The sequence below is a fragment of the Paenibacillus sp. FSL R10-2778 genome, from assembly GCF_038593035.1.
GTDB lineage: Bacteria > Bacillota > Bacilli > Paenibacillales > Paenibacillaceae > Paenibacillus_AQ > Paenibacillus_AQ odorifer.
In genome coordinates this window covers 2115115-2137159 of sequence record NZ_CP151956.1, presented here as the reverse complement: position 1 = coordinate 2137159, position 22045 = coordinate 2115115, and the positions used below count along the sequence as shown (strand labels likewise).

30 protein-coding genes are annotated in these 22045 nt (G+C 44.0%); 12 read left to right on the top strand and 18 right to left on the bottom strand.

The annotated features are described in order from the left end of the window. Window positions 1-128: 128 nt before the first annotated feature. The 5 genes from NST40_RS09190 to NST40_RS09170 form a co-directional block, all read right to left on the bottom strand. A complete protein-coding gene (locus tag NST40_RS09190; protein ID WP_341120779.1) occupies window positions 129-620 on the bottom strand; it encodes a hypothetical protein in 492 nt (163 codons plus the stop codon). A gap of 96 nt (window positions 621-716) precedes the next feature. Continuing rightward, the gene (locus tag NST40_RS09185; RefSeq protein ID WP_341120777.1) at window positions 717-926 is read right to left on the bottom strand and encodes a hypothetical protein; all 210 of its coding nucleotides are present in this window, start codon (window positions 924-926) and stop codon (window positions 717-719) included. A 2-nt stretch (window positions 927-928) separates the two neighbouring features. Next, a complete protein-coding gene (locus NST40_RS09180) occupies window positions 929-1231 on the bottom strand; it encodes a hypothetical protein (RefSeq protein ID WP_341120775.1) in 303 nt (100 codons plus the stop codon). Between the two features lie 35 nt (window positions 1232-1266). Beyond that, window positions 1267-1608 (bottom strand): hypothetical protein, encoded by a 342-nt coding sequence (locus NST40_RS09175; protein ID WP_341120773.1) that lies wholly within the window; start codon window positions 1606-1608, stop codon window positions 1267-1269. A gap of 58 nt (window positions 1609-1666) precedes the next feature. Next, a complete protein-coding gene (locus tag NST40_RS09170) occupies window positions 1667-1855 on the bottom strand; it encodes a hypothetical protein (RefSeq protein ID WP_341120771.1) in 189 nt (62 codons plus the stop codon). Between the two features lie 110 nt (window positions 1856-1965). Here NST40_RS09170 and NST40_RS09165 point away from each other — a divergent pair, with 110 nt between their 5' ends. Beyond that, window positions 1966-2439: a hypothetical protein gene (locus NST40_RS09165; RefSeq protein ID WP_341120769.1), complete on the top strand. Its 474-nt coding sequence runs from the start codon at window positions 1966-1968 to the stop codon at window positions 2437-2439. 89 nt (window positions 2440-2528) lie between these two features. Here the strand turns inward: NST40_RS09165 and dnaB are convergent, their stop codons facing one another. The 10 genes from dnaB to NST40_RS09115 all read right to left on the bottom strand — a co-directional run bounded on the left by dnaB (window position 2529) and on the right by NST40_RS09115 (window position 7572). Beyond that, window positions 2529-3878 (bottom strand): replicative DNA helicase, encoded by a 1350-nt coding sequence (gene dnaB, locus NST40_RS09160; RefSeq protein ID WP_341120767.1) that lies wholly within the window; start codon window positions 3876-3878, stop codon window positions 2529-2531. Beyond that, entirely contained in the window at window positions 3844-4194 is a 351-nt protein-coding gene (locus NST40_RS09155; RefSeq protein ID WP_341120765.1) for a hypothetical protein, read from the bottom strand. Before NST40_RS09155 ends, dnaB begins: the two co-directional genes overlap by 35 nt. Then, entirely contained in the window at window positions 4172-5164 is a 993-nt protein-coding gene (locus NST40_RS09150) for a hypothetical protein (protein WP_342410606.1), read from the bottom strand. The genes NST40_RS09155 and NST40_RS09150 overlap by 23 nt, the downstream gene beginning before the upstream one ends. Before the next feature lie 19 nt (window positions 5165-5183). Next, the gene (locus NST40_RS09145) at window positions 5184-5372 is read right to left on the bottom strand and encodes a hypothetical protein (RefSeq protein WP_036679404.1); all 189 of its coding nucleotides are present in this window, start codon (window positions 5370-5372) and stop codon (window positions 5184-5186) included. A gap of 13 nt (window positions 5373-5385) precedes the next feature. Further along, on the bottom strand, window positions 5386-5691 hold the full coding sequence (locus tag NST40_RS09140; protein ID WP_342410604.1) for a hypothetical protein: 306 nt from the start codon (window positions 5689-5691) through the stop codon (window positions 5386-5388). Window positions 5692-5803: 112 nt separating this feature from the next. Next, entirely contained in the window at window positions 5804-6076 is a 273-nt protein-coding gene (locus NST40_RS09135; protein WP_076316756.1) for a hypothetical protein, read from the bottom strand. After that, a complete protein-coding gene (locus tag NST40_RS09130) occupies window positions 6073-6363 on the bottom strand; it encodes a hypothetical protein (protein WP_342410602.1) in 291 nt (96 codons plus the stop codon). The genes NST40_RS09135 and NST40_RS09130 overlap by 4 nt, the downstream gene beginning before the upstream one ends. 9 nt (window positions 6364-6372) lie before the next feature. Further along, the gene (locus NST40_RS09125; RefSeq protein WP_076316754.1) at window positions 6373-6888 is read right to left on the bottom strand and encodes a helix-turn-helix transcriptional regulator; all 516 of its coding nucleotides are present in this window, start codon (window positions 6886-6888) and stop codon (window positions 6373-6375) included. 129 nt (window positions 6889-7017) lie between these two features. Continuing rightward, window positions 7018-7317, bottom strand: a complete 300-nt coding sequence (locus NST40_RS09120; RefSeq protein WP_081384393.1) for a hypothetical protein — start codon at window positions 7315-7317, stop codon at window positions 7018-7020. Continuing rightward, on the bottom strand, window positions 7318-7572 hold the full coding sequence (locus NST40_RS09115) for a helix-turn-helix transcriptional regulator (protein WP_076316753.1): 255 nt from the start codon (window positions 7570-7572) through the stop codon (window positions 7318-7320). It abuts the gene before it with no gap. A gap of 165 nt (window positions 7573-7737) precedes the next feature. Here NST40_RS09115 and NST40_RS09110 point away from each other — a divergent pair, with 165 nt between their 5' ends. The 4 genes from NST40_RS09110 to NST40_RS09095 all read left to right on the top strand — a co-directional run bounded on the left by NST40_RS09110 (window position 7738) and on the right by NST40_RS09095 (window position 11459). Continuing rightward, the gene (locus tag NST40_RS09110; protein WP_341086010.1) at window positions 7738-8148 is read left to right on the top strand and encodes a helix-turn-helix transcriptional regulator; all 411 of its coding nucleotides are present in this window, start codon (window positions 7738-7740) and stop codon (window positions 8146-8148) included. Window positions 8149-8226: 78 nt separating this feature from the next. After that, window positions 8227-9114 carry an ImmA/IrrE family metallo-endopeptidase gene (locus NST40_RS09105; protein WP_341120750.1) on the top strand — a complete coding sequence of 296 codons (888 nt, stop codon included), beginning with the start codon at window positions 8227-8229 and terminating at the stop codon, window positions 9112-9114. An 18-nt stretch (window positions 9115-9132) separates the two neighbouring features. Continuing rightward, on the top strand, window positions 9133-10332 hold the full coding sequence (locus tag NST40_RS09100; protein ID WP_341120748.1) for a site-specific integrase: 1200 nt from the start codon (window positions 9133-9135) through the stop codon (window positions 10330-10332). Between the two features lie 530 nt (window positions 10333-10862). After that, window positions 10863-11459: a hypothetical protein gene (locus tag NST40_RS09095; protein WP_179086995.1), complete on the top strand. Its 597-nt coding sequence runs from the start codon at window positions 10863-10865 to the stop codon at window positions 11457-11459. Window positions 11460-12023: 564 nt separating this feature from the next. Here the strand turns inward: NST40_RS09095 and NST40_RS09090 are convergent. After that, window positions 12024-12305: a hypothetical protein gene (locus NST40_RS09090; protein ID WP_036683968.1), complete on the bottom strand. Its 282-nt coding sequence runs from the start codon at window positions 12303-12305 to the stop codon at window positions 12024-12026. Window positions 12306-12501: 196 nt separating this feature from the next. Here NST40_RS09090 and NST40_RS09085 point away from each other — a divergent pair, with 196 nt between their 5' ends. Then, window positions 12502-13077 carry a hypothetical protein gene (locus tag NST40_RS09085; RefSeq protein ID WP_076124891.1) on the top strand — a complete coding sequence of 192 codons (576 nt, stop codon included), beginning with the start codon at window positions 12502-12504 and terminating at the stop codon, window positions 13075-13077. Between the two features lie 155 nt (window positions 13078-13232). Here NST40_RS09085 and NST40_RS09080 read toward each other — a convergent pair whose 3' ends face one another. Continuing rightward, window positions 13233-13571, bottom strand: coding sequence for a YlbF family regulator (locus NST40_RS09080; RefSeq protein WP_036683973.1), 339 nt, complete (start codon window positions 13569-13571; stop codon window positions 13233-13235). A 305-nt stretch (window positions 13572-13876) separates the two neighbouring features. On the opposite strand from NST40_RS09080, the gene NST40_RS09075 reads away from it, so the two are divergent. Genes NST40_RS09075 through NST40_RS09050 form a run of 6 tightly spaced genes read left to right on the top strand, consistent with a single transcriptional unit; the run spans window position 13877 to window position 20561 of the window. Then, window positions 13877-15244: a YheC/YheD family protein gene (locus tag NST40_RS09075; RefSeq protein WP_036683975.1), complete on the top strand. Its 1368-nt coding sequence runs from the start codon at window positions 13877-13879 to the stop codon at window positions 15242-15244. A gap of 10 nt (window positions 15245-15254) precedes the next feature. Beyond that, on the top strand, window positions 15255-16421 hold the full coding sequence (locus NST40_RS09070) for a YheC/YheD family protein (protein ID WP_076276422.1): 1167 nt from the start codon (window positions 15255-15257) through the stop codon (window positions 16419-16421). Continuing rightward, window positions 16422-17795 carry a YheC/YheD family protein gene (locus NST40_RS09065; protein WP_036683976.1) on the top strand — a complete coding sequence of 458 codons (1374 nt, stop codon included), beginning with the start codon at window positions 16422-16424 and terminating at the stop codon, window positions 17793-17795. Beyond that, on the top strand, window positions 17792-18904 hold the full coding sequence (locus NST40_RS09060; protein ID WP_076124884.1) for a YheC/YheD family protein: 1113 nt from the start codon (window positions 17792-17794) through the stop codon (window positions 18902-18904). The genes NST40_RS09065 and NST40_RS09060 overlap by 4 nt, the downstream gene beginning before the upstream one ends. A gap of 26 nt (window positions 18905-18930) precedes the next feature. Then, window positions 18931-19449 carry a GNAT family N-acetyltransferase gene (locus NST40_RS09055; protein WP_076124882.1) on the top strand — a complete coding sequence of 173 codons (519 nt, stop codon included), beginning with the start codon at window positions 18931-18933 and terminating at the stop codon, window positions 19447-19449. Beyond that, window positions 19431-20561, top strand: a complete 1131-nt coding sequence (locus NST40_RS09050) for a YheC/YheD family protein (RefSeq protein WP_076276423.1) — start codon at window positions 19431-19433, stop codon at window positions 20559-20561. Before NST40_RS09055 ends, NST40_RS09050 begins: the two co-directional genes overlap by 19 nt. 76 nt (window positions 20562-20637) lie before the next feature. Here the strand turns inward: NST40_RS09050 and NST40_RS09045 are convergent, their stop codons facing one another. After that, entirely contained in the window at window positions 20638-22023 is a 1386-nt protein-coding gene (locus tag NST40_RS09045; protein WP_038569657.1) for a sugar ABC transporter substrate-binding protein, read from the bottom strand. Between the last annotated feature and the right edge of the window lie 22 nt (window positions 22024-22045).

Genomic DNA, 22045 nt, shown 5'->3' with positions numbered 1-22045 from the left:
AACTATCCAAGGGGAATAGCGTTTCATGAAATTTCAGATGTAAATTTATCCAAGAGTATTTCTTCTAAAAATAATATTTCTCTTCAACCTTCACTTCACTAAATTCATAGTTTTTAGAAATTTTACGATCAAAGCTCCAAATTATATTGCTCAAAGAATCCCATTAATTTCAGAGTGTTGGCCACACTTTCAAATCCCTCTCTAAGCTTCCGGCGAATCGTACTCTCACTCAACCCATGCTTAAAAAATAAAATTGTTTCCTTAAAGGAATGACCCTCAACGTAACGAAATCTTATAGCCTGCTTAGCTTCGTCGTCTTGAATCAATAATACAGCCCGTTGGATAGCACTCGTGAAAAGTTGGTACTGTTCGTACACCCAACGCTGTTTATCCATTAAGATAACAGCATTGACCGTCTTATCCGCATGTAACTCATCAGAATCAATCCGACGAGCTACTTCTCCATCAATCCCGATCATCTGCATAGCTTTGGTGTTTTTCTCATAATCGTCCATTAATAGTTTCATACTTTTATATTTGCCTAGAAGAAATTTTGTTCGTTGACTCTCTAAATCACTTGCTTTAGGAAAAAGCTCCCCTTGTTCCCACACCAATGCCATTCCCCTCATTCCCCTTTGTGTTATAATGGGTTTGAGGTATTATTTACCGTTTATTGACCCCGCCCGGCCAAGGATTAGGGGTCTTTTCTTTGTCCATTATGCATATCTGGATCCACGAGGCATTTTCCCATCTTCGTCGTGAACAATATCACTGAGTATAATTGCTGATGATGCTGGGATATACTGACCTTTGAATTCTCCAAATGTTATGCTGTACCCATTCTTTTCACGCTGCGCCCGGAATGACACTCCTGAAACAATACTTCCAACTGGCGAATTAATATTTTTGACTGTTTTGATGATCACTTCTACGCCTCCTTTTGCCGATTTTCTGTTATCCTCGCATTTTTAGGTATTGATACCCAAGCAAATCCTCTCTTATCTCCGCCTGGATCTTCTAGTACATAAGAATATCCTTTAGGAACAAAATCATTTAAATGAATCCGCAAGTCACCGAAAGCTGTCTGAATAACCTGATGCTGAGCTAGTTCTGACCGCGGGCATACATAAAGCTGCATTCGCTCGATTTTTCTACCTCTGCGGCTTACCTGGTTCAGAGCAATGTTTATCATATTAACAGCCTGCGGATGGATTGATGATAATACACTCATAAAGGACAACGCTCCTTCAACAAATCTTCGAACTATTAAATTATCCGTTGTAGATCATCAACATTGATATCCATGCATCCCTTAACTCCACCAACGATAAGTGTCGTTGAGTCTATATAAGCGAAAGCGTAATACCATGGATCTCCGTTGCATCCGGTTGGCTCTGACGTAAACATTAAATGTCCATCACATACACCTTGATATACAAGATAATATCCATCCAGCATTTCAAACATAGAACGCTTTTTATTGCCGATTTTCGTGATCTTATCACCTGGAATAATCAGATATTCGCCAAGTTGAATCATGCTAGGATTGATCTTATCTCCTTCATCGAGCTGACCATACATTGCTCCCCATTTCATCACGGTTTGCATATCATTTAGCCTTTCTGGTTAGAAGTTTCTTCATGCCCTTCCTCCTTCGCTATATGCGTCATTCTTGACTAATCAGCCCAAGGTTCTCCAAGTCATAATCGTCCACATGTTTTCTCAATTCTTCCTCAGTAATGCCCGACTCTTTAAGAATCTGCTCTGAATCACTTCCGAAACGTCTGACAAGCCCTCCTGCATAAGCTACGCCTTGAGTAAAGCCGATCTGCCTTGCATCCATTTCTTTTTTCATTTCCAATTCATCCTTTCTGATACGCCGTAACTTCGGACTGTGCAATAGAATATTTTTTCTTCTTAAAGAGATACTAATCAAAAATTTAATTATTTCACTGGGAGGCAACAATGCTGAAAAAACTAATAATTATTTTTGCTTTTTGTTTTATAGCTGTTGGAATTTCTCCATATGCTGCTGTAGCATCGAATGATCTTTTCAAAACACCCACATCAAAACAATCTGATCAGTGGAAAGTTGAAATCAAAAAAGTTGAGAAATATGACTCTAAGATGTCAAAACCTCGTGAAAATGAAAGTGAAATGTACAACATTATCATCACCAATATCGGAGTTGGATTAAAAAATGTCGTGTTTAACTCCTACAGAGATGAACCAAATACCCAAACAAAATATGGATTAAGCATTTCAGACGATCATCGCAAAAATTTTAAACATGGAGAAATAGTCGATTTTTCTAATTTCCCTATTTCTATTAATTCAAAGGAGCTTCAAATTGAAATTAGCTGGTACGGAAAACCTTCAAACAACGAATCCCATGATAGAAAATACAAGGAAACCTTTACTTTCACACCAGCAAAATAATATTAAAGAGAAATGAATGATTGGGCACTGCACTTTTAGGTGCCTTTTTAGTGCGCAGTATGCGTCTACCTTGCAGCACTTCGGGCAGATCATGACGCATGCGCCCGTTCGTAATTTACGAATTTATTAAATTGCTTGAGGAATATTAGTTCCACAGTTCCCACCGGGCCATTGCGCTGTTTGGCAATGATAATTTCGATGATGTTCTTTTTCTCTGAATCAGCATGATAGTAGTCATCCCGGTAAAGGAAGGCCACTACATCCGCATCCTGCTCAATAGCACCAGACTCTCGAAGGTCGCTCATCATTGGGCGTTTGTCCTGGCGTTGCTCGACTCCCCGACTGAGCTGTGAAAGTGCAATCACCGGCACATCTAGTTCACGGGCAATCTGCTTAAGCGTCCGTGAAATCTCTGATACTTCCTGCTGGCGGTTTTCACCGCCTTTCCCCCTGCCTTGAATCAACTGTAGATAATCAATGACAATCAGCCCGAGACCTTGACTCTTCTTCAATCGGCGGCAGCGCGTGCGGATCTCCTGAACAGTGATTACGCCTGGATCGGCAATGAAGATATTAGCATCACCGAGAATGGAAGCAGCCCCAGCCATTTTGTCCCAATCATGTGCTTTCATTTCTCCGGTCCGCATCGTATTAGCATCCAGATTAACTTCTGCGCTAACCATGCGCTGCACTAGCTGCGGTGCAGACATTTCCAAACTAAACACTGCTACGGTTTCCTTGGTTTTCACAGCCACGTTCTGTGCTATGTTCAGAGCAAATGCGGTCTTGCCTACGGATGGACGGGCAGCGACTATAATTAGATCACCTTTATGTAGACCAGCCAGCATACCGTCTAAATCCGTGTATCCAGTGTAAAGCCCCGTTGTGATGCCGTTCTTAACATTTTCACAACGTTCCTCTGTTGTTTCGATTACCTTGAATAGCACTTCTTTTATTGGTTGGAAATCATCATCTGAGGAAGCTTGATCCGATAGAGCAGCTGCTTCATTCAGCATGCTATTAACAACCAGCCCGGCATCATCGCTTTCGTAAGCTTGCTGCATCTGCCGTTCAGCCGCATATATGGCTTTTCGCAAAGTGTGCTTGTCCTCAAGCAAGCCGATGTAATAGCCAACATTTGCGGCAGTCGGCACCGCATGAGCTAACTTAGCCAGATAGCTAACCCCACCGATTTTCTCCAGCTGCTTCATTCCGTTTAGTTCATTGACAAGTGCCGGCAGCTCGATAGGATCATCGGTTCTATGAAGGTTAAGCATGGCCTTGAATATCTGCTGATGTGCCGGATTAAAGAATGTATCAGGCTGTAGACTGGAAGCAATCTCTGCGGCATCCCCTGTTTTGTCAATAAGGATTGCACCGAGAACTGTTGCTTCTGCTGCTGGGCTATTCGGTAGTTCGCGTGTATCCAAGCTTTGCATATAATGACTCCTTCCATCCTGTAGGCGGCAGAACCACTTCTGTACGGCTGTTTTCTCTTTCTGCCAAAATGTGAGCAGCATCTACTTTGCTCCGAAAATCCTCTTTCATGTCTCCCTGCCCACCACGTATCTGAGCGATTTTTGGAGGCCATGAGTTTGTTAAAATGTGCTGCCGCACGTTCTCGACAGCCTTGTCAAAAGGAAAATCCTTAAGATGCTCGTGGAGCCGGTCTATTTCTGTGTCACTGGTATCAATCTGATGCGCGTATTCTTCCTTAAGCTTAATGAGTAGATCAATAACTTGTGCTCTCTTCAAGCTGCTTTGCCTCCTTTGCTCGACGTTTAAGGTCTGCAAGCTCTTGCTGCTGCTTGGATAGTCGCTGCGGCGGGGCTGGCAGTAGTGTTTGGGTTATTGACGCTTTAGGCTTCGTAGTCTTGTTAGCGTTCCGCCATGCTGATTTCAAGCCTTTCACGTAATAAGTAAAACTGTTTGGCTGCTCGAAATCTTCTCCCTCGCGTTTTCGCTTTGCCTTGTATTGGCTCTCCATAGTTGTGATGGTAAAGGGTACTGGCATCCCTGCGGCGACCATCTTACCCATGGCTTCGCGATCGTTTGTGGAGACGTGAATGTCGAACTTATCATGCAATTTGCAATAAGCATTTAAAATTGCGATCATCCCGTCCGTTTTAGGATCTGGGCTAATTTCTTCTGAAAACTCATTTTCTAAAATAGTAGTAGTAGTAATAAGATCTTTAATATCTTTTGCATCGGACAATATTGTCTGATCACTCGTTAAAATCGCTTCATGATCGGACATTTCTGTCTGATCACTGTCATTGTGAATGGACAAATATGTCTGATCACTGTCGGACTGATCGAACAAAATTGTCTGATCACTTTCGCTGTGAACGGACATTTCTGTCTGATCATTATCCTGCGAACGGACATTTTTGTCTGATCTCTTCAATATGCCTTTCTTGGACTTTCTAACCTTTATGATCAAACCCCGGGGCGCTCTAGTGATATGGATGTAACCGTGGTTCTGGAGATCATTTATCCATCTGCTGATGCTTTTATCGGTAACCCCAAAGTTCTCACCGATTTCAGAAAGCTTCATCGGCTTGCCACCCAGGACAAGTCCCCAAACTGTTCCGTCCTCTTCGACTTCCTTAGTCGTGGAGCTAACACACCAAGCAAATAGCCATATCGCCGATCCTATTTTTTCATAGTGTTGCGGCGAAAATAACCCGGAGAAGATCGGAAAAGGAAAGCTATCTGTTGGCATAAGCTCACCTCTGTTATAATCATCGTTTTCCCTTCTTCGGTTTGGGGCGATTTATAATTTCTGTGACATTCGTACGCAGGATGAATGCTAATTCTCCATTGTCCTTTCGAAGCTTAGCCCAAGGTCGGGCAATGCCCCATATATCCAGTACCTCACCGGACAGGCCACAGCTTGTTAGGACTGTATCACCCTTGAGAACAAGAAGCATATCAATCGCCTCCTTATCTCGCTAAGCGAAGTTGCAGAGCTTCTCGCAGGATTGCTGTACTCTTGTCATCTAAACGGTCTGCCTGTGAAAGATCAATTTTGTTGATGCCATTGAATAAATTAAGAGCACATGTGAGCATAAATCTCTCGGAAGGACTCCAACCTTTTGAAGCTTTAATCAATTCATCCACGTGGACAGTAAGTTCTTCAAAATCAACAAATTCCGGTTTCGACAATAATTGTTTAAGCTTGTTATGATTCATAAAGATATGAAGCAGCCCTCGCCAGTAACGATCCTGAAGTAAGTGATCAGGTATCATGCCATTCCCCTTTCAAATTAAATTGTGATGCGTCAGCCGCATCTTGGAATCCCGGACGGAGGAAGGTTATTTCTAAGGTCCGACATTCCAAGACAGGGGCCGAAGCCCTTCATCATTTGATCCTGTCTATTTCTTGCATTACGAGTGTTTTGATGTTCATTGGTAGAAACTCTACGACTTCAACAATCTGATTCCACCTGCCCGAAGCTTTTTGTTGTTGCCTGTCTGCAAGATAAAAATTTTCTACAGAACTCATGACCTGATTGTTTGCAGCGGTAATCTCCGTTTTCAGTACGTGGTCTATAGCAGATGACCACTCGTTTCTGCGTTTCACATACAATTCAGCAAGAGCTTTAGCAAATTGAATTTCGTCTTGTTCACTCAAGCTGTTCCCTCCTTGCTTTTACTAGGGGCATCGCGTAAAATAGACGCAACGAGAAACTTTAATCGGGTTCTCAATGAGGTCCGCCGTGCCAGGCGGGCTTTTTTATGCTGTTCTTTAGTATGATGCATTTCACATTCATGCAACCAGATCAGCATTTCTAGCCAACGAATATTTCGTTTTAACTTGATCGGATCAATATGTTCTGCTTGGCGTTTTATCATTTTCAGATTACGCTTAGCGTTCTTAGCTTCAAACCGCGCTTGATCTTCCAAATCTTCGATTCTCATAAAAAAACCTCAATTCATATATTTTTTTTGTCTCAGTTCATTCCGATGATCAGCCCATAATCCAAGGTAAGAAATATCATATTTCCGACAAAGGACTGCTGCATTATGTGTAAGTGCCGTTATGGCTTCGATTTGCTCCATTAGTCCATTTTTGACGTTCTCATGATCAGCAGGCGTCAACTGGTCTAATCTCTTAGTGATTGGAATTGACTGTAAAGCCAGTAATGCTTCTTGGATTTCCTCGATTGTTTTTATGTATGTTGAACTTGGATGTAAGTCAGCGCCATCTAAGTAAGGTACACATGCCCCACCCGTAACCTCTTCTGCTGCGCCAATAATCAACCGAATATCATCGTAGTGTCTAACCGCAGCCTGCATTACTGGTTTAGATGGCTTGCGAGTACCATTTATGATTTTCCCTATCTGCGAACCGTCAACATGTGCAGCTCGTCCAGCCTTTTGATATGAATCGCCTGTTCTTTTAAGCACTTCTTGAAGTGCTCCTGGAAAATGTCCAACTGCCACACTTATTGCCCCCTTATTTGTCCAAATTAGTTAGGTGCTATTGGACAAGGGAATGATGTATGCTGTTATTAAGCAATTCCCCTTGCCCACATTCCCTCAACCGCCGCAACCTTTATGGCGCGGCGGGTTTTAAATCGCTGACTTCCAGCTTACATTGGCATGCTGGCTCATCCATTCACTGTTTTCCTCTGCCCACAGAAGAAGCAGGCGGGTGATTACTCGGGGATTACCAAATTCCCGTGTGACAGGGAATCCGGGCCGATTGAAAAGTTCTGCGGCTTTCGTTGCTCCTATCTCAAGCAATTCCATGAATTGTTGTCTGGTTAGAAGTGGAGGTAAGTTATTGCTACTTTGGCCTTCTAAAGCAGTAGAGATAGCTTTGTTAATGATTTTTTCAAGTTCATTGGTTTCAATAAGAACAATGGCCACTTAGACAACCTCCTTAGTTGCGGAATGTTCTAACTTTGCTATTTCAGCAAAGTTATCAATAAAAAAATTTTCAATTTTTCCATCGAGTTTATTTGCTAAAATCGGCAAGTGGTTGGCTTTAAAGGAGTAAGTACCTTCCTCATATTTCATATATGTTGAAGCATTTTTAAAACCTAGTGACTCCGCCATTTCTTGAAGTGATAAGTTTAATTCTAGACGGCGTTTTTTTATAAATAATAGATTTAGATGTCCCATCTTGCACCTCCGTTCTTTGCTGATTTAGCAAAGCCTTGCATTAAATATACATTGCTAAAATAGCAATGTCAATAATATTTTGTTGTTTTAGCAAAAATGTTTTTTCTATTTTAGAAAAGTGTTAATATCATATTGCTAAAACAGAAATAAAGGGCGGTGGCTGGGATGTCGATTTCAGGAGATCGCATTAGACAATTGAGAGAAGAAAGAAATTTAAGCCAAATCGAACTTGCTAATCGAATCGGCATTAACAACAGTGTTCTTTCGAGAATAGAATCCGGTAGACGTCCTGTAGCAGACAGTGAAATAAACTCCTTTGCAGATTTCTTTGATGTTTCGGGCGATTACATCCTTGGAAGAACAAACAATAAAGGATCTTCTCTGGATAAGGGTGATTTAGAAAAAAAAGAACAAGCCAAGTTTGAGGATTTCATTAACAACCCTGAACATGGTATCTTTTTTAGAGATTATTTAAGCGCCCCCGAAGAACGACGCGAAGAAATGCGGGAAATATTTAAAATACTCCAGGATAAAGAGAAAGGCCGTAAGCCTGGAGATGTCCAAGGAGAAAAATGACCAAAAGAAATTTTAGCCAGAAATGGCTTTTCTTTTTAATATAAATCAGAACATATGATCGCATACAAGGAGAATAACATGATTAATAACTACCAAACTCCCCCACTTGAAAAAAAGATTTCTGAATTATATCAGAGCCATAACATCATCGAGCCATCACATTTATCTATTGAATTGTTAGCAAAAAAATTCAATGTTTGGATTCATTATCATAATAAGAAGAGCAAAGGAATCGAGGTTTCTAATGGGGTGTACAGTATGTTTCTTGACAATCGCCTTTCGGAAGAATCACAACGTCTTGAGTTTTTTCATGAACTCTGTCACTTACTCCGACATGCTGGAAACCAATTATTGATGCCAGAACAATTTACAAAAGCACAAGAGATTGAAGCAGATCGTTTTATTTTTTACGCTGCTATTCCTTTCTTTATGATCGAAAAAATAAGCCTTCCTTCAAATAGAGCCGAAGCAATTGGATATTTATCTCGTGAATTTAAAGTTCCACTAAATTTTGCGAAGAAGAGATTTGAACAAATTGAGGATCGAATAAGGCAGGGGCTATATTTGTCCACATTCAAATATATTTCTGCATCTGAAGAAACTCTCTGTGAATCAACTGAAGGTTCTAATAACTCAACTTATGGATTTGGATCAGAAACTCGCATCCAAGCATATTACAATTGGGATGGAGATTGTTCCCGTCCAGAAATACTCATCATCGAACATCCTGAGGGATTCGACTGGGACAAACCACTAGACGTTGAGGTTGATAGAAATTATGAAAGCTGCGACTTACCTTCACACACCTCCCGAGAATTTGCAACTGTGCTCACTGGAGATCTCTCCATTCCTAGCCGCAGAGGATATGTAACCATTAACCTGTCTAGGGTAGCTTGGCGCCACGGAACAGCAGTTTCGCGTTTGTATCTACCTATGGAAGCTATAGAAGATGCTATAAATTTTTAGTAAAGGAGGCGTTTTTTCTTGGCGTACTTAAAGAAAATACCCGCAAAAAATAAACAAGGATACAAATGGCTGTGTGTCATGGAAGGACCAGCAGACCCGTCTACTGGTGAGCGACGACAAGTTTCTCGCCGTGCGGACACTAAAGGAGAAGCATCAAAGCGCGCTCAAGACGCTGTAGAGGCGTTGAAGTTTGGACTAGACGCAAAGAAAGCAAAATCAGCCAAATTCATGACAATAGCTCTTGACTGGCTGGAAACATATGCTTTAGGTGAGGTTAAAGAAAGCACCGTTAGAATTCGAGAGAGTCAGATAGCTATTCTGAATAAGTACATGGCTAATTTGGTAGTCGAAAAGGTAACTCATGCCTATTACCAGAAAGTGATTAAGAAAATATTTAATGAAAATTATACAAGAAGCACTATAGAAGGTGTACATAGTACTGCTAATCAGATTATGAAGTACGCGATCAAAAATAAACTTAGATTGGACAATCCTTGCACGGGAGTTGTAATACCGTCCAAAGTTCAAACGGTGGAGGATATAGAGAAAAATAAATTAGAAGATAAATATTTAGAAATACATGAACTGGAAGAATTTTTAAAGGCTGCTCGTGAACATGGAAAGGAACGAGATAAGGAGTTTTTCTATCTGATGGCTTTTAGCGGTCTACGTCCAGGGGAGGCAAGTGTATTGAAGTGGAGTGATCTTAACAAAGATACAAATGAAATCAGAGTCACAAAAACGTTATACAATCCTCATAACAATATGCTAGATTACCGATTAACCCCTCCCAAAACAAAAGGATCAGTTCGGACTATAGATTTAGACCCATCCATTATTGACATGTTATTAAAATTTAAAGTAAAGCAAAATGAAATTCACAGAGAATATAAAAAGCATTATTCAGATTTTCATAATGGAGATTTTATTTTTTGTCGTTCTAACGGATATCCTTATACTCAAAAAGCCTTCTTAGATAGAATGAAAACATTACTAAGAATGACAAGCATCACCAAGCCAGCTACACCTCATATATTTCGACACACACACATTAGCATGTTGACTGAAGCCGGAGTGGATTTGCCTACCATTATGAAAAGAGTCGGTCATGAAAGTCCAAAGACGACATTAAAGATATATACTCATATCACCAGTAAAATGAAGCAGAGTGCTGGAGAAAAGGTGAAGATAAAGTTCGGGAATGTTCTGGACTTTTAATTTTTTGCAAGAAATGTTATTTATCCGTTATTCATCACATGATTTCATTTATAAAATAGTTAGAAATACCAGTATCTTAAAGGATTTATTAATCCTTCGTGTATAATTGTACCTATTATACACGGATAGAATGGCTCAGTACAACCGATTCATAAGCTTCGAATTCTAATTTCACTCTCCTTACACAATCTAAGATTAAGGTAGGTATTGCCACATAGTAAGTTTGAAAACCACCTTAAAATCGAATTTTTTTGAAACTGAATATCTCTGATGCGTTCTAAGCTGACCTTAAACATTCACTTCCTTTATTTAGCAACCTTTTCCTCTTTTTTATAGTCTGAGAATTAAAGAATGTGTAAAGGAGCATTGAAGATATAAACAAGACCGCTTTATTACTACTTACTATTACTTTGCTTTTTATAGGACTGGTCGGCTGTGGAAATACGGGAAACGAAGTAAAACAAGCAGGCCAGATTGAGCTGGATGCAAATAATATAGTTTCTATTAACTTAATTGAAAAAAAACAGCCCATGGCCACTATTTCGGATCCATCCTCGTTTGAACGTTTCGTTCAAGCCATAACTACTGCTGAATATGATAGAGGACAACTAGATATTGCCCCCAGCGATTACAGCACCACTGTGAACATGAAGGATGGCATAAGTTATGAGTTCTCTTTTTGGATCGGCGGAAGTAACAGTGGGTTACTCATTAAATCCGGACAAATGGGCCACTATCGTCTGTCAGATACCAGCAAAAAAGATCTATTGGACTTGTTTCAATCAACTTTTAAAGATAAGATTTCATCAGAAGACACTGCTAACCCACAGCCCCCAAGTGTTCAAGTTACTGTTGGCGGTGAGCGGTTCGAGGCTATTCAAGGCTCTTATTGCTGGAACGACAATGGCAAAGGCGTATGTGTGGATATGGCTTCTTACGATGAATTGGTTTCCAAACAAAAGGTACATCCTAAAGCCATCAGCGGTGATCGGGTAGAACTCGAGTTCTCATATGCACCCAAAGAGATAGAGGTTATGGCTTCATTTCCTCGTGAGGAACGACCGGACGAAGCTCTTTCTGTGGACAAAAATAGTGTTCAACTCGCAGCAGGTAGCGGCAGACAATAACATTTAGCCCCCTGCAAGCAATGCAGGGGGCATATTAAAGCCCACTGGCTTAGGCTAGTGGGCTTTTTCGTATGAGTGTGTCTCTCTGCGCGACTTCTGCGCTTTTCGCAGCATTCCGAGGCACTTATGCCTCTCTTTTCGCTACTTCTTCGCTTTTCGCAGCATTCTGAGGCACTTATGCCTCTCTTTTGGCTAGTTGTGCGTTTTGCGCGACATTCTACGGTATTTATACCTTTCTTTTGGCTACTTTGGTGTTTTGCGCGGCATTCTACGGTATTTATACCTTTCTTTTGGCTACTTTGGTGTTTTGCATGGCATTCTACGGTATTTATACCTTTCTTTTGGCTACTTTGGTGTTTTGTGCGGCATTCTACGGTATTTATACTTCTCTTTTCCCCACTTTTGCGCTTTCCGCGGCATTCTGAGGCACTTATGCCTCTCTTTGCGCCACTTCTACGCTTTGCGCAATATTCTAAGGCATTTTTGCCCCTCTTTGCACGACTGCCGCGCTTATTCGAGAAACCTGAAGCTAATCTAGCTTTTTAGTATCCGATGCCAACTCTATTATCTTTGCGAAACTCTAGTTTCTTCATTCCACTTTGTCTGCCATTGCTCCAGCTTTGCTTTTCGCACAGCTTCCAAACGTTTGGTCTTTTCTTCATCAACCCCGATAATAAAATGCAAATGTGCCGCAATGACCATAAACGCAAAAAGTGACCAGACGACTCCAAAACCAAACACCCAGCTCGGTCCATTCGCAAGCGAAAGCTTCGGCAGTGCATACAAAAGCATGGCCAACGCCAGCAACAGATAGACACCGTGTTTGAACTTGTTTCTTTTTCTCATTAATAACAGCTCCTTCGTAGACAGGATATTCGATTGAATCTATATCTCTACTCTATGAACATGAGGCCCGTAATATGAGACAAGTCCATTAAAAAATATATACCTTTTCAAAATTATGTATAAAAGGTTAGCATTTATATAGCAAGAGACGCTTATATATGAGATGATGATTTCATTTGGGGGAGGCGTTTTTGAATTGAATGCAGCTTATAATCATACCGAATACATAATTCGAAAAAAAGTATTTTCGATCATGGGTGCGAAACTTCATATTTTTGATAGCTCTGAGCAGCTTGTGCTCTATTCGCAAATGAAAGCGTTCAAGCTTAAAGAAGACATTGCACTTTATACGGATGAGTCCATGCAGAAGGAGCTTCTGCGCATAAAAGCCCGCAACGTGGTCGATTTTAGTGCTACTTATGATGTACACGATACAGAGTCCGGTGAGCATATTGGTGCTTTTCGACGTAAGGGTCTCAAATCTATTTTGAAGGATGAATGGATTATTCTTGACCGTCATGATCAGGAAATCGGAAAAATCAAGGAAGACAGCACCGCGATGGCTCTACTGCGCCGCTTCATCGCTATTATTCCGCAGAAATATAATATCGAGATGGATGATACTACGATCCCTGCATTCAAGCAAAATTTCAATCCATTTGTCACCAAAATTATGGCTGACTTCTCGGAGGATCGAAAAGGCAAGCTTGATCGCCGCTTAGGTTTGGCAGCTGGTATTCTTCTCTGCGCAGTCGAAGGTAAACAAGATTAGGTTGAGGTTGAGGTTGAGGTTGAGGTTGAGGTTGAGGTTGAGGTCGAGGTCGAGCTTGAACTTAGGCTAGCCCTATAGTCACAGCCACAAGAAAGAGGGTGTTTCCAGAGCCACCGGCTTCGGGAACACCCTCTTTTGATTTTCATTGCTGAAATTTATTCACCGTACAATTGGGACAAACTCTCAGTGATAATTTTATTTACATCCTCGATTACAACGCTCAGACGGCGTTCCGCATCAAACAGACGACGAATGCCAAGATTCAAGTTAAGCACCTCGAACAGCTTCTCCATCTTTTCCATTTCTTCCTGTGGAGGCATTTCTCCGCTCATCATCCGTTGTTGCAGCTCCATCTGACCTTGGCGGAAATTGTCCAGCATCGCTTTCGCTTCAGGATCTGTTTCCACGACCTTCATGGCATTTCTGATATCCGATACCTCGCTGCTCTCTTTAATGGCTTTCGCCAATTCATGTGCTTTGTCGTGAATGCTCATTATGATTCCTCCTAAAAGTTTTGTTAGCGTACACTCCTCAGATCGTCTTCGTACAAAACTCACTCCGAAAACATACGCTTAAGTTTTGTTAGCAGCCGCTTCCTGAATTCACGCTGCTTTAGTTTCCAATATTCGCTCATTCCATACTTGTTTCGCTTCTTGGGCCGAGCTTATGAAATGACTGGGCAAGGTTTTTAGCGATTAGGTCAATCACCAAGGGTCATCTGTCTCCATATGATGAATGATATGTAACCCTTAGCTACCAAATTGCCGGCATCATGCTGCCTACCGGAAGGAGATCCACGATGTCCCAATTCAAGATCCCGGTCCATACGGTCAACTCGGGCATCCTGCAGGAAAACGCTATAATGCTTGGCGAAAAATCCATGAAAAGACTCAAAATCCCGTCTCACGGAACACTCCAGCTGGCATTCGGCTCTTTCCGGCAGGAGGTTACCATTATCTCAGCTCCCAAATCCGACATCCTGCGTGTAAGCGAAGGACTGGCGCGGCGGACCGGATGGAAACACCGACAAACCCTCAACGTTTCTTACAGCTCTGTAAGCCGCACCTTGCGGCTTGGACCGTTGATCGGCGTGCTCGTCAGTCGTGACCATCCAGATAATCTCGACAGGTTGTTTGGACCCATTACCATGTTCTGCCGGGAATTGACAAATGCCTGCCACACACAAGGCGCCTATGTATATTTCTTTACCCCGGAAGCGCTGGAAACACGCAGTTCTTCCATTCAGGGCTGGGTATACAACGAGGGTTGGAGAAAAATGAGTCTGCCCATTGCCGATGTAATCAACAATCGGTTAACGACGCGAAAGGTGGAGAATAAACCTAGCGTACAGCATTTTTTGGCGGATGTAAAATCACGATATGGAACGCATTTCTTCAACGAAAAATTTCTTGACAAGACAGAGGTATTTGAAGCTTTAGCGCAAGACCCTTCCCTGCAGCGGTATTTACCTGAGTCGCATGCGTTGAACGGCTTTGCCGTAATGAAGAAGATGTGCAGCCATTACCCAAGTGTATTTTTGAAACCTGTACGAGGCAGTCTCGGCAAAGGCATACTTCGTATCTCTAAAGAAGAAGGCGGAGGTTACCGTCTGTTGTCTACTACCTCCATAGGTACACGCAAGCAAAGCTACACCACTCTCGCTAAATTGTACCAGTCCATCGCTCCCAAAATGAAGACTACTCGATACCAGATTCAGCAGGGATTGCCTTTGATGGAGCTAGGAAGGCGGCCTGTAGATTTCCGGGCACTTGTTCAGAAGAATGGCAGCGGAAAATGGGGGGTTACCTCCATTGTCGCCCGCACCGCCGGAAGCAATCACTTCGTGTCTAATTTAGCTAGAGGTGGCAGTCTCAGCACTGTAAAAGAAGCGGTTAGCAAGAGCAGTCTTCCTCCGGGCGCAAAAGAAAACGTTCAGCTTCAGCTGCCCAGAGCAGCACTTGCCATTGCAAGAGGGGTCGAAACCTTTATCCCCGCTCATTTCGGAGAGCTCGGAATCGATCTGGCACTGGATCAATCAGGACGAATATGGCTCTTAGAGGTTAACTCCAAGCCCTCCAAGAACGATAATACACCGTTAAACGATCAAAAAATAAGACCGTCCGTCAAGCAAATGATTTTATATTGCCGCTACTTGGCCGGTTTATAAGGAGGACACGATGACTGAAACAGAAGTGGGGTTCCTCGGCATTATGACAGGCCGCCGCAACGGGAATCCACCGATCGCCGAGCCAGAGTTTTGCAGTCATTTATGCCGGGCAGCTCCTCTATACAACCTAAAAGTCCTCGTATTTCATCCAGACGGAGTAGCGGCAGACGGTTCCTCCATTACCGGCTATACCTGGAAAGATGGAAGCTGGCAGAATACTACTTCTTCACCGCCAGATATTGTCTATAATCGCTGCTTTTACGAAGGTCCTAAAGAAAGAAAAGAAGCTTCCGCTGCTCTCTCTACTCTTCATCGTTCCCTGCCTTGGTCTCGAGGTTTGCCAGATAAATGGGGTGTACATGAGATATTGAAGCGCGACCGGAGAGCAGCGGCAATACTGCCGGAAACTGTACTCTATACCGGTACCCGCAGGTTAAGTACAATGCTTGCTGAAAGAGAATATGGAGTCTTTCTAAAGCCCAAGGCCGGCACCCATGGCAAACGTACATTACATGCCATACTGCAGAACAGAGGGATGAGAGTACGAGGGCGTGACGGAACAAATACACCCTTTCAATATGTTTTCGACTCACAGGCTGAAGGACTGAACTGGATTCATGAATTTATCGGCTCACGCCGCTATATTATACAGCCTTTCCTGCACCTAACGAATAGTAAGGGGCAACCGTTCGATGTGCGTGTATTGATGCAAAAGAATGGCCTTGGCCGCTGGACTCTAACCGGCATGGCCGTACGGCTGGGTAACCAAGGTTCGCTGACTTCGAACCTGCATGGCGGCGGAACAGCTGTTTCTCCCCTGCCTTTTTTGCTTGCTGAATATGGTCAGGGTGGAAAAGACATCATGCGTGAGCTTGCTGCAGAAGCTGCATACTTGCCTCCCCTACTGGAGGCTGCATGCGGCAGGCTTGGAGAACTCGGCCTTGATTTCGGTATTGATTCGAGCGGTCGGATTCATTTACTAGAAGCAAATTCCAAGCCAGGGCGCACGGTATTCCGGCTGACGGGCGACCGCCGGGCTGCTAAGCTCGCCGCCGAGAATCCACTGTCTTATGCGCGCCATCTACTGCTCACACAACGACGGATACCATCCCTATCTACGGGCAGCTCCGTTACAAACGGGAGAATGATAACAATGGTTCCTAAGGAGGATTCATAAATGAGTCTCACTTTTTGCAATGTGCATTTCACTAAGCAGCCCCAAAGAGTTGTATATGTATCAGGTGCACTGATGAAAAGCTTGAAGTTAACGGGGAAAAAAAATATACGCTTAAGGCTCGGTAAAGATGCCACCCCGACCATGATCAAGCCCATCAAGCGCGCCGGAAATCACCTATATCTCGCCTCAGGCGTAAAAAGCGCTATCAAGGTTCCGAAATCAGGTGGTGTCTATTTACGCAATCTACAGAATGACGAGGTGCAGCTAGGACCTTTAGTTGGCATATTGTCCGATGGTCCTGCTTCCTCGTCTCAGCCCTTCGGTTCTCGCACAGGGTTCATCAAGCAATTGCTGCGGGAAGGCAGCAACAAATGTTATATATTTGCCTTTATGCCGCGTGACATCAACTGGCAACAGGAACAGGTCTATGGATATTTTTTGACTTCAAGCGGTAAGTTTGAACGAAAAATGGTCCCTCTGCCTGATGTTGTCTATAATCGATTGCCCAGTCGGAGAGCTGAGACCTCACCCTATATCAACCAACTTCGCGAACGATTTATGCGGAAAAGAATTCCATACTTTAACTGGAGCTTTTTCAATAAATCCGATATCTATAAGCTTTTAGAAAATGATGGGGCGGCAAATCGATATGTACCTGAAACCCACAGCAATCCGTCCACGGAAAAAATGAGAGAAATGCTGGATCACCATCATTTTGTATACTATAAACCTTCTGCGGGAAGTCTGGGTCACGGCATTTATCGGCTTACCTATCTCCCGAAAAAGGGGTATTTTGCCCGCTACCGCCGCGGTGGAAAAAACGTTCTTTTACGCTTTACCACCTTTGAAGCCCTTATGCGTATGCTTCGTTCGCGTCACGGTCAAAATCTGCAAAATTATATAGTTCAGCAGGGAATACGTCTCATTGAAATAGATGGCTGCCCGATTGATTTCCGGTTCCATATGCATAAAAACGGCAGTAATCAGTGGATTGTAGTCGGCATAGGCGCTAAAAAAGCCGGCCGTGGTAGTGTCACCACTCACCTTAAAAATGGAGGAGCATTGCTTACACCTCAGCAAGCACTCGGACGTGTATTCGGCGCAAGAGCTGATGAAGTACTGCAGCGTGCAAAGACTACAGCCATCAAGCTGGCAGAATCACTAGAAGTCCAGCATCGTCATTTGCTCGGTGAAATTGGCTTTGATCTCGGAATTGATCAGGATGAAGACATCTGGATGTTCGAGGCCAACGCCAAACCAGGTCGTTCCATCTTCCGTCACCCTTCCCTGCGCGCTGAGGGCAAAGCTTCCATCGAGCACATTCTGGAGCATTGTCTATACCTCAGCAAATTCCGCAGGAGGGATGAGATGTGAGCACCCATAATCCGGAAGATACAAAACCTGTTATTGCCATACTGACAACCAGCGATAAAGTACGGCAATTTAATGGCAACCGCAGCAACTTCCGGGACATTATTCGCACAGGCAAAGAAATGGGATTTCTTGTCTACGTCATCACTGTCCGTGACCTCAAGCTTGAGGAACGGATGGTGAACGGATATGTCCCATCGTCCAGCGGTAAAATCTGGTACAGCATTCCTGTACCTCTTCCACAAATCATTTATAACCGAATTCCCACCCGTGAGGATGAGGAAAAACCTGCTGTGGTACGTAAAATAGCTCAATGCCTGGAACATCCAGGCATTAAGCTATATAATCCATATTTTTTCAATAAATGGAGTCTGTTCGAATGGTTAAGGGGTTCGCACTCCACCTCAAAGCATGTTCCAAAAACGAGACGATTACGCAGTGCAAACACCCTTACTGCCATGCTGAACCAGCATACCAGCCTCTACCTTAAACCAGAGAATGGCAAAGCAGGAAAAGGAATTATGCGCCTAAAATATCGTGCAGATACCGCTTTGCCTTACCGGCTCCAAATTCAAAGCGGCAAAAAAAATGTGACGTACAAAGCAGCTTCCATGGACCGGCTCTGGGCAAGAATCGGAAAAGAAAAAGGGATCTCTCGTTATATTGTGCAGCAGGCTATTGAACTGGCGACTCATCGGGGCAGACCGTTTGATCTGAGGGTGCTTCTGCAAAAAAACAGCAGAGGCGGCTGGGGAGTCACTGGCATAGGTGCACGCCTCGCCGGTGCCCGAAGTATAACGACACATGTACCACGCGGAGGTAGTATTGAAGAGCCTGCCAGCATGCTGGAAAGTACATTTGGAACCGAAAGAGCAGCCATGATCCTGAAGAGCGTGCCTACAACCGCCCTTCTTATCGCTAGACAAATTGAAAGAGCTTCTGATTCTATGCTCGGAGAGATGTCGATGGATCTGGGTGTAGATGAGAATGGGGGACTCTGGTTCTTTGAGGCCAACTCCCGGCCGATGAAATTTGATGAACCCGCGATCCGCAAGCTGTCCCTAGAGCGAATCTTTCACTACGGCCAGCATTTAGCGCGCCAGTTTAAATAGAAATCATTAAAAGGATGTGACACAGCATGCAGATATCCTCCATCTATGACACAAATGCCAAGCAGTGGAAATCACGGCTGGCTGGACTGCTTGAGTTTATAAGAGCGCATGGGGAGAAGCGAATCACAAACCAAGCTTGCAAAGTACTGGCCCGATTAACACCGGATCAGTTGTCAGAGCCGGGTATCTCGCTGCTTGTCGCTACCGTACGCGGTCAGAATGGGCGCCAGCTCGCAGGAGTCAGCTTCGTATCCGGTTTCGGTGCAGAAGCCTGTCTTGTCGCTGTGCACCCCTTCTACCGGAATAGACATACCGGCACTGCCTTAATGGCTGCCCAGCTGAAACGCCTCGGGCATCTGCAATGCAGTGTTGCCTGCGACAATACTGCTAGCCTAAAGATGTGCTTCAATATCGGCCTTGCTGCCGACACACTTACCACTGGTCCTACCGGCAAGCCAACATTACTGCTCCGGTCACCCCATCATACCGGCAGCACTACTATTTCTCCACAAGAAGGTGAACTCCTGTGCCAGAGCCCGTCTTAGGCATTCTTACTTTATATATTAACGAAGCCAAGCAGCTTGAAGAAAAGGCCGTGTACCGGAGAATGATCGTCGAGGGCAAACGAATTGGCTTGGATGTCTTTGTGTTTACCCCCATGGATGTTCATCCCAGCAAAGAGCAGATCCATGCCCTTGTCTTTGATCCCAAGAGCGGAAAATGGTCACGCAAATGGCGTTCTTTTCCGAACATGATTTATGACCGTTGCCGTATTCAGCGCAGCTCACGCTTTCAGCAACTGCTTCGTTTCCGAGAACGCTACAATCATCTGTTATTTATGAATCGTCCACTGCGCAACAAATGGACCATTCACCAAACATTCTCACAAAAAAGCCGTTTCCGGCAACATATGCCAGAAACTTTACTCTATCAGTCCTCTGCCGACCTGCGCCGGATGCTGAAAACCAATTCAGTAGTCTATATCAAGCCGGCAAACGGCACAGGCGGACGTGGCATTCTCAGAATTGAGAGAATGAAGGATGGGCGTGGGGTATATGATATTCAAGGCCGTCGCCAGGATCGCCGAATCATTCCCACCCGTAAAGTCTCTTCTACTCGGCTGGATTCCATCGTACGGCAATGGTGTATCGGTGGACGTTTCCTTATCCAACAGGGGATTCCATTACGTCTGCCGGGCGGACGTTTCCATGATTACCGGATGCTCGTTCAAAAGAATGGGCAAGGTGTCTGGGAACTCACAGGTATGGCAGCACGGGTCGGTGCAGCGCGGAGTGTAACCTCCAATCTTCATGGCGGTGGTCATGCCGTTCGAGCGGAAACGCTGCTGAAGGAATGGCTGGGTAGTCAGGATAAAACCGATAAGGTCATGAAGACTGCCGAGAGGTTAGGCCTTGATGCCGCAGCCTTCCTGGAAGAAAGTTACGGAGCCTTATGTGAGCTTGCATTGGACCTCGCCATTGATCGCGAAGGTAAAATTTACGTGCTGGAGGTTAATCCAAAGCCCGCCCGTGAAGTGTTCGCAAGATCAGGTGACGGAACCACTTACCGCAAAGCCCTGATTCGCCCTCTGGAATACGCGCTGTGGCTCTACAATAACAAAGGAACCCCGAGCACAGCTAAAACGACTGAGGAATAAAAATATCTTAGTAGTCATTAAAAAAAGACACCCCGAGCTCGTATTAATACGAAGCCGAAGGGGCGTCTTTTTCGATTTATTTGGCCAATGATCCCTGCAGGGAACCTGCATCGAAGTCCGGCTGTGCTTCGATATCGGTGTCACCTGCAGCTTTGGCTTTTTCAAGCGCCGCATTATAGCGAGTATTCAAGTCCTGAAGCTCTTTATCTAAATCTCCACCACCAAAAATATATCTATTGAAGACATCAACCTTCTTTAGTCCTTCCAGACGTCCTTCACTGATGACCATCGGAGTCGCTGGATAAATCCCGTCTAACTTCGTAGGCAGAAAATCTTCAATCCCTGCAATGTCTGGTGCCTTGGCAACTGTAGCAACCGATGGAATAACCGAAACCCCATACCCTGCTTCCTGGTAAGCAATCTGCACATCATCACTGTACATCCATTCAATAAACTTCCAAGCTTCTTCCTTATGCTTAGAATCCTTGCTCATAGCCAAATAACTTCCTGCAATAACTTGGCTGACACCCTTCTGCTCCCCGTCAATGGTTGGAGGAATCGCAGCTGCCCAGCGAATTTCAGTTGGGAATTGGGTTTTGTAGACCGTCGGCTCAACGGAATGGTTGAAATACATGCCGATCTTGCCTTGAGCGAATTGCGCACGCAGCGGGTCGATATCAAGCGATTCCGATCCTGGCATCATGCTTCCATCCACCTTAATCTGCCGCAGCGCCTCAGCAACCTCTTTATATACGCTAAAATCAAATTGCCCGGTCTGGAAGTCGAAGCCCTCTGTGCCCTTAGTCTTGCTAAGTGTTGTTATTGGATAAGCGATACGCTCAAATCCGCTGGTACTTTTGAAATTACCCGCGAAGCCGTAAGCGCCTATGTCTTTTCCTGCTGCCGTAATTTTCTTGGCATCCTCGACCATCTCTGCGAGTGTGGTAGGCGGCTCTGTAATGCCAGCCTTCTCGAACAAATCTACGTTATAAATGAGGCGCCAGAACTGACCGATATTGGGAAGGCTATATATTTTGCCGTCAACGGTATTTTTCTCGTTGATAAGTACGTTCTCGAACCGGCTCTTCATCTCTGGTGAAATGTAGCTATCAAAAGATTCCAGATACCCTCTTTTGACCCATGTTGGCACGTTATAAGTATCCACCCGGAGAATATCAGGCGCCTGCATGCTGGAGAAGGCAATATCCACCGACTGCGTATAGTTCTCTGCCATAACCTTCATTTCAATCTCGATATTGGGATTAAGACCTTCATACTCGCTGATCTTTTGCTCAATAAAATCAGAATCATGACGATCAATGGTCCAGTAGACCAACTTTGTTTTTTCGGAGTTTGTATTGCTGCTGCTTACCTCCGTATTAGATTCGGATGATGAACAGGCGGCCAACGAGCCAGCCAGCATCAGCGAAACCCCAGCTAATATCCATTTATTTCTTTTCATCTAAAATGCCTCCCTTTTCTTT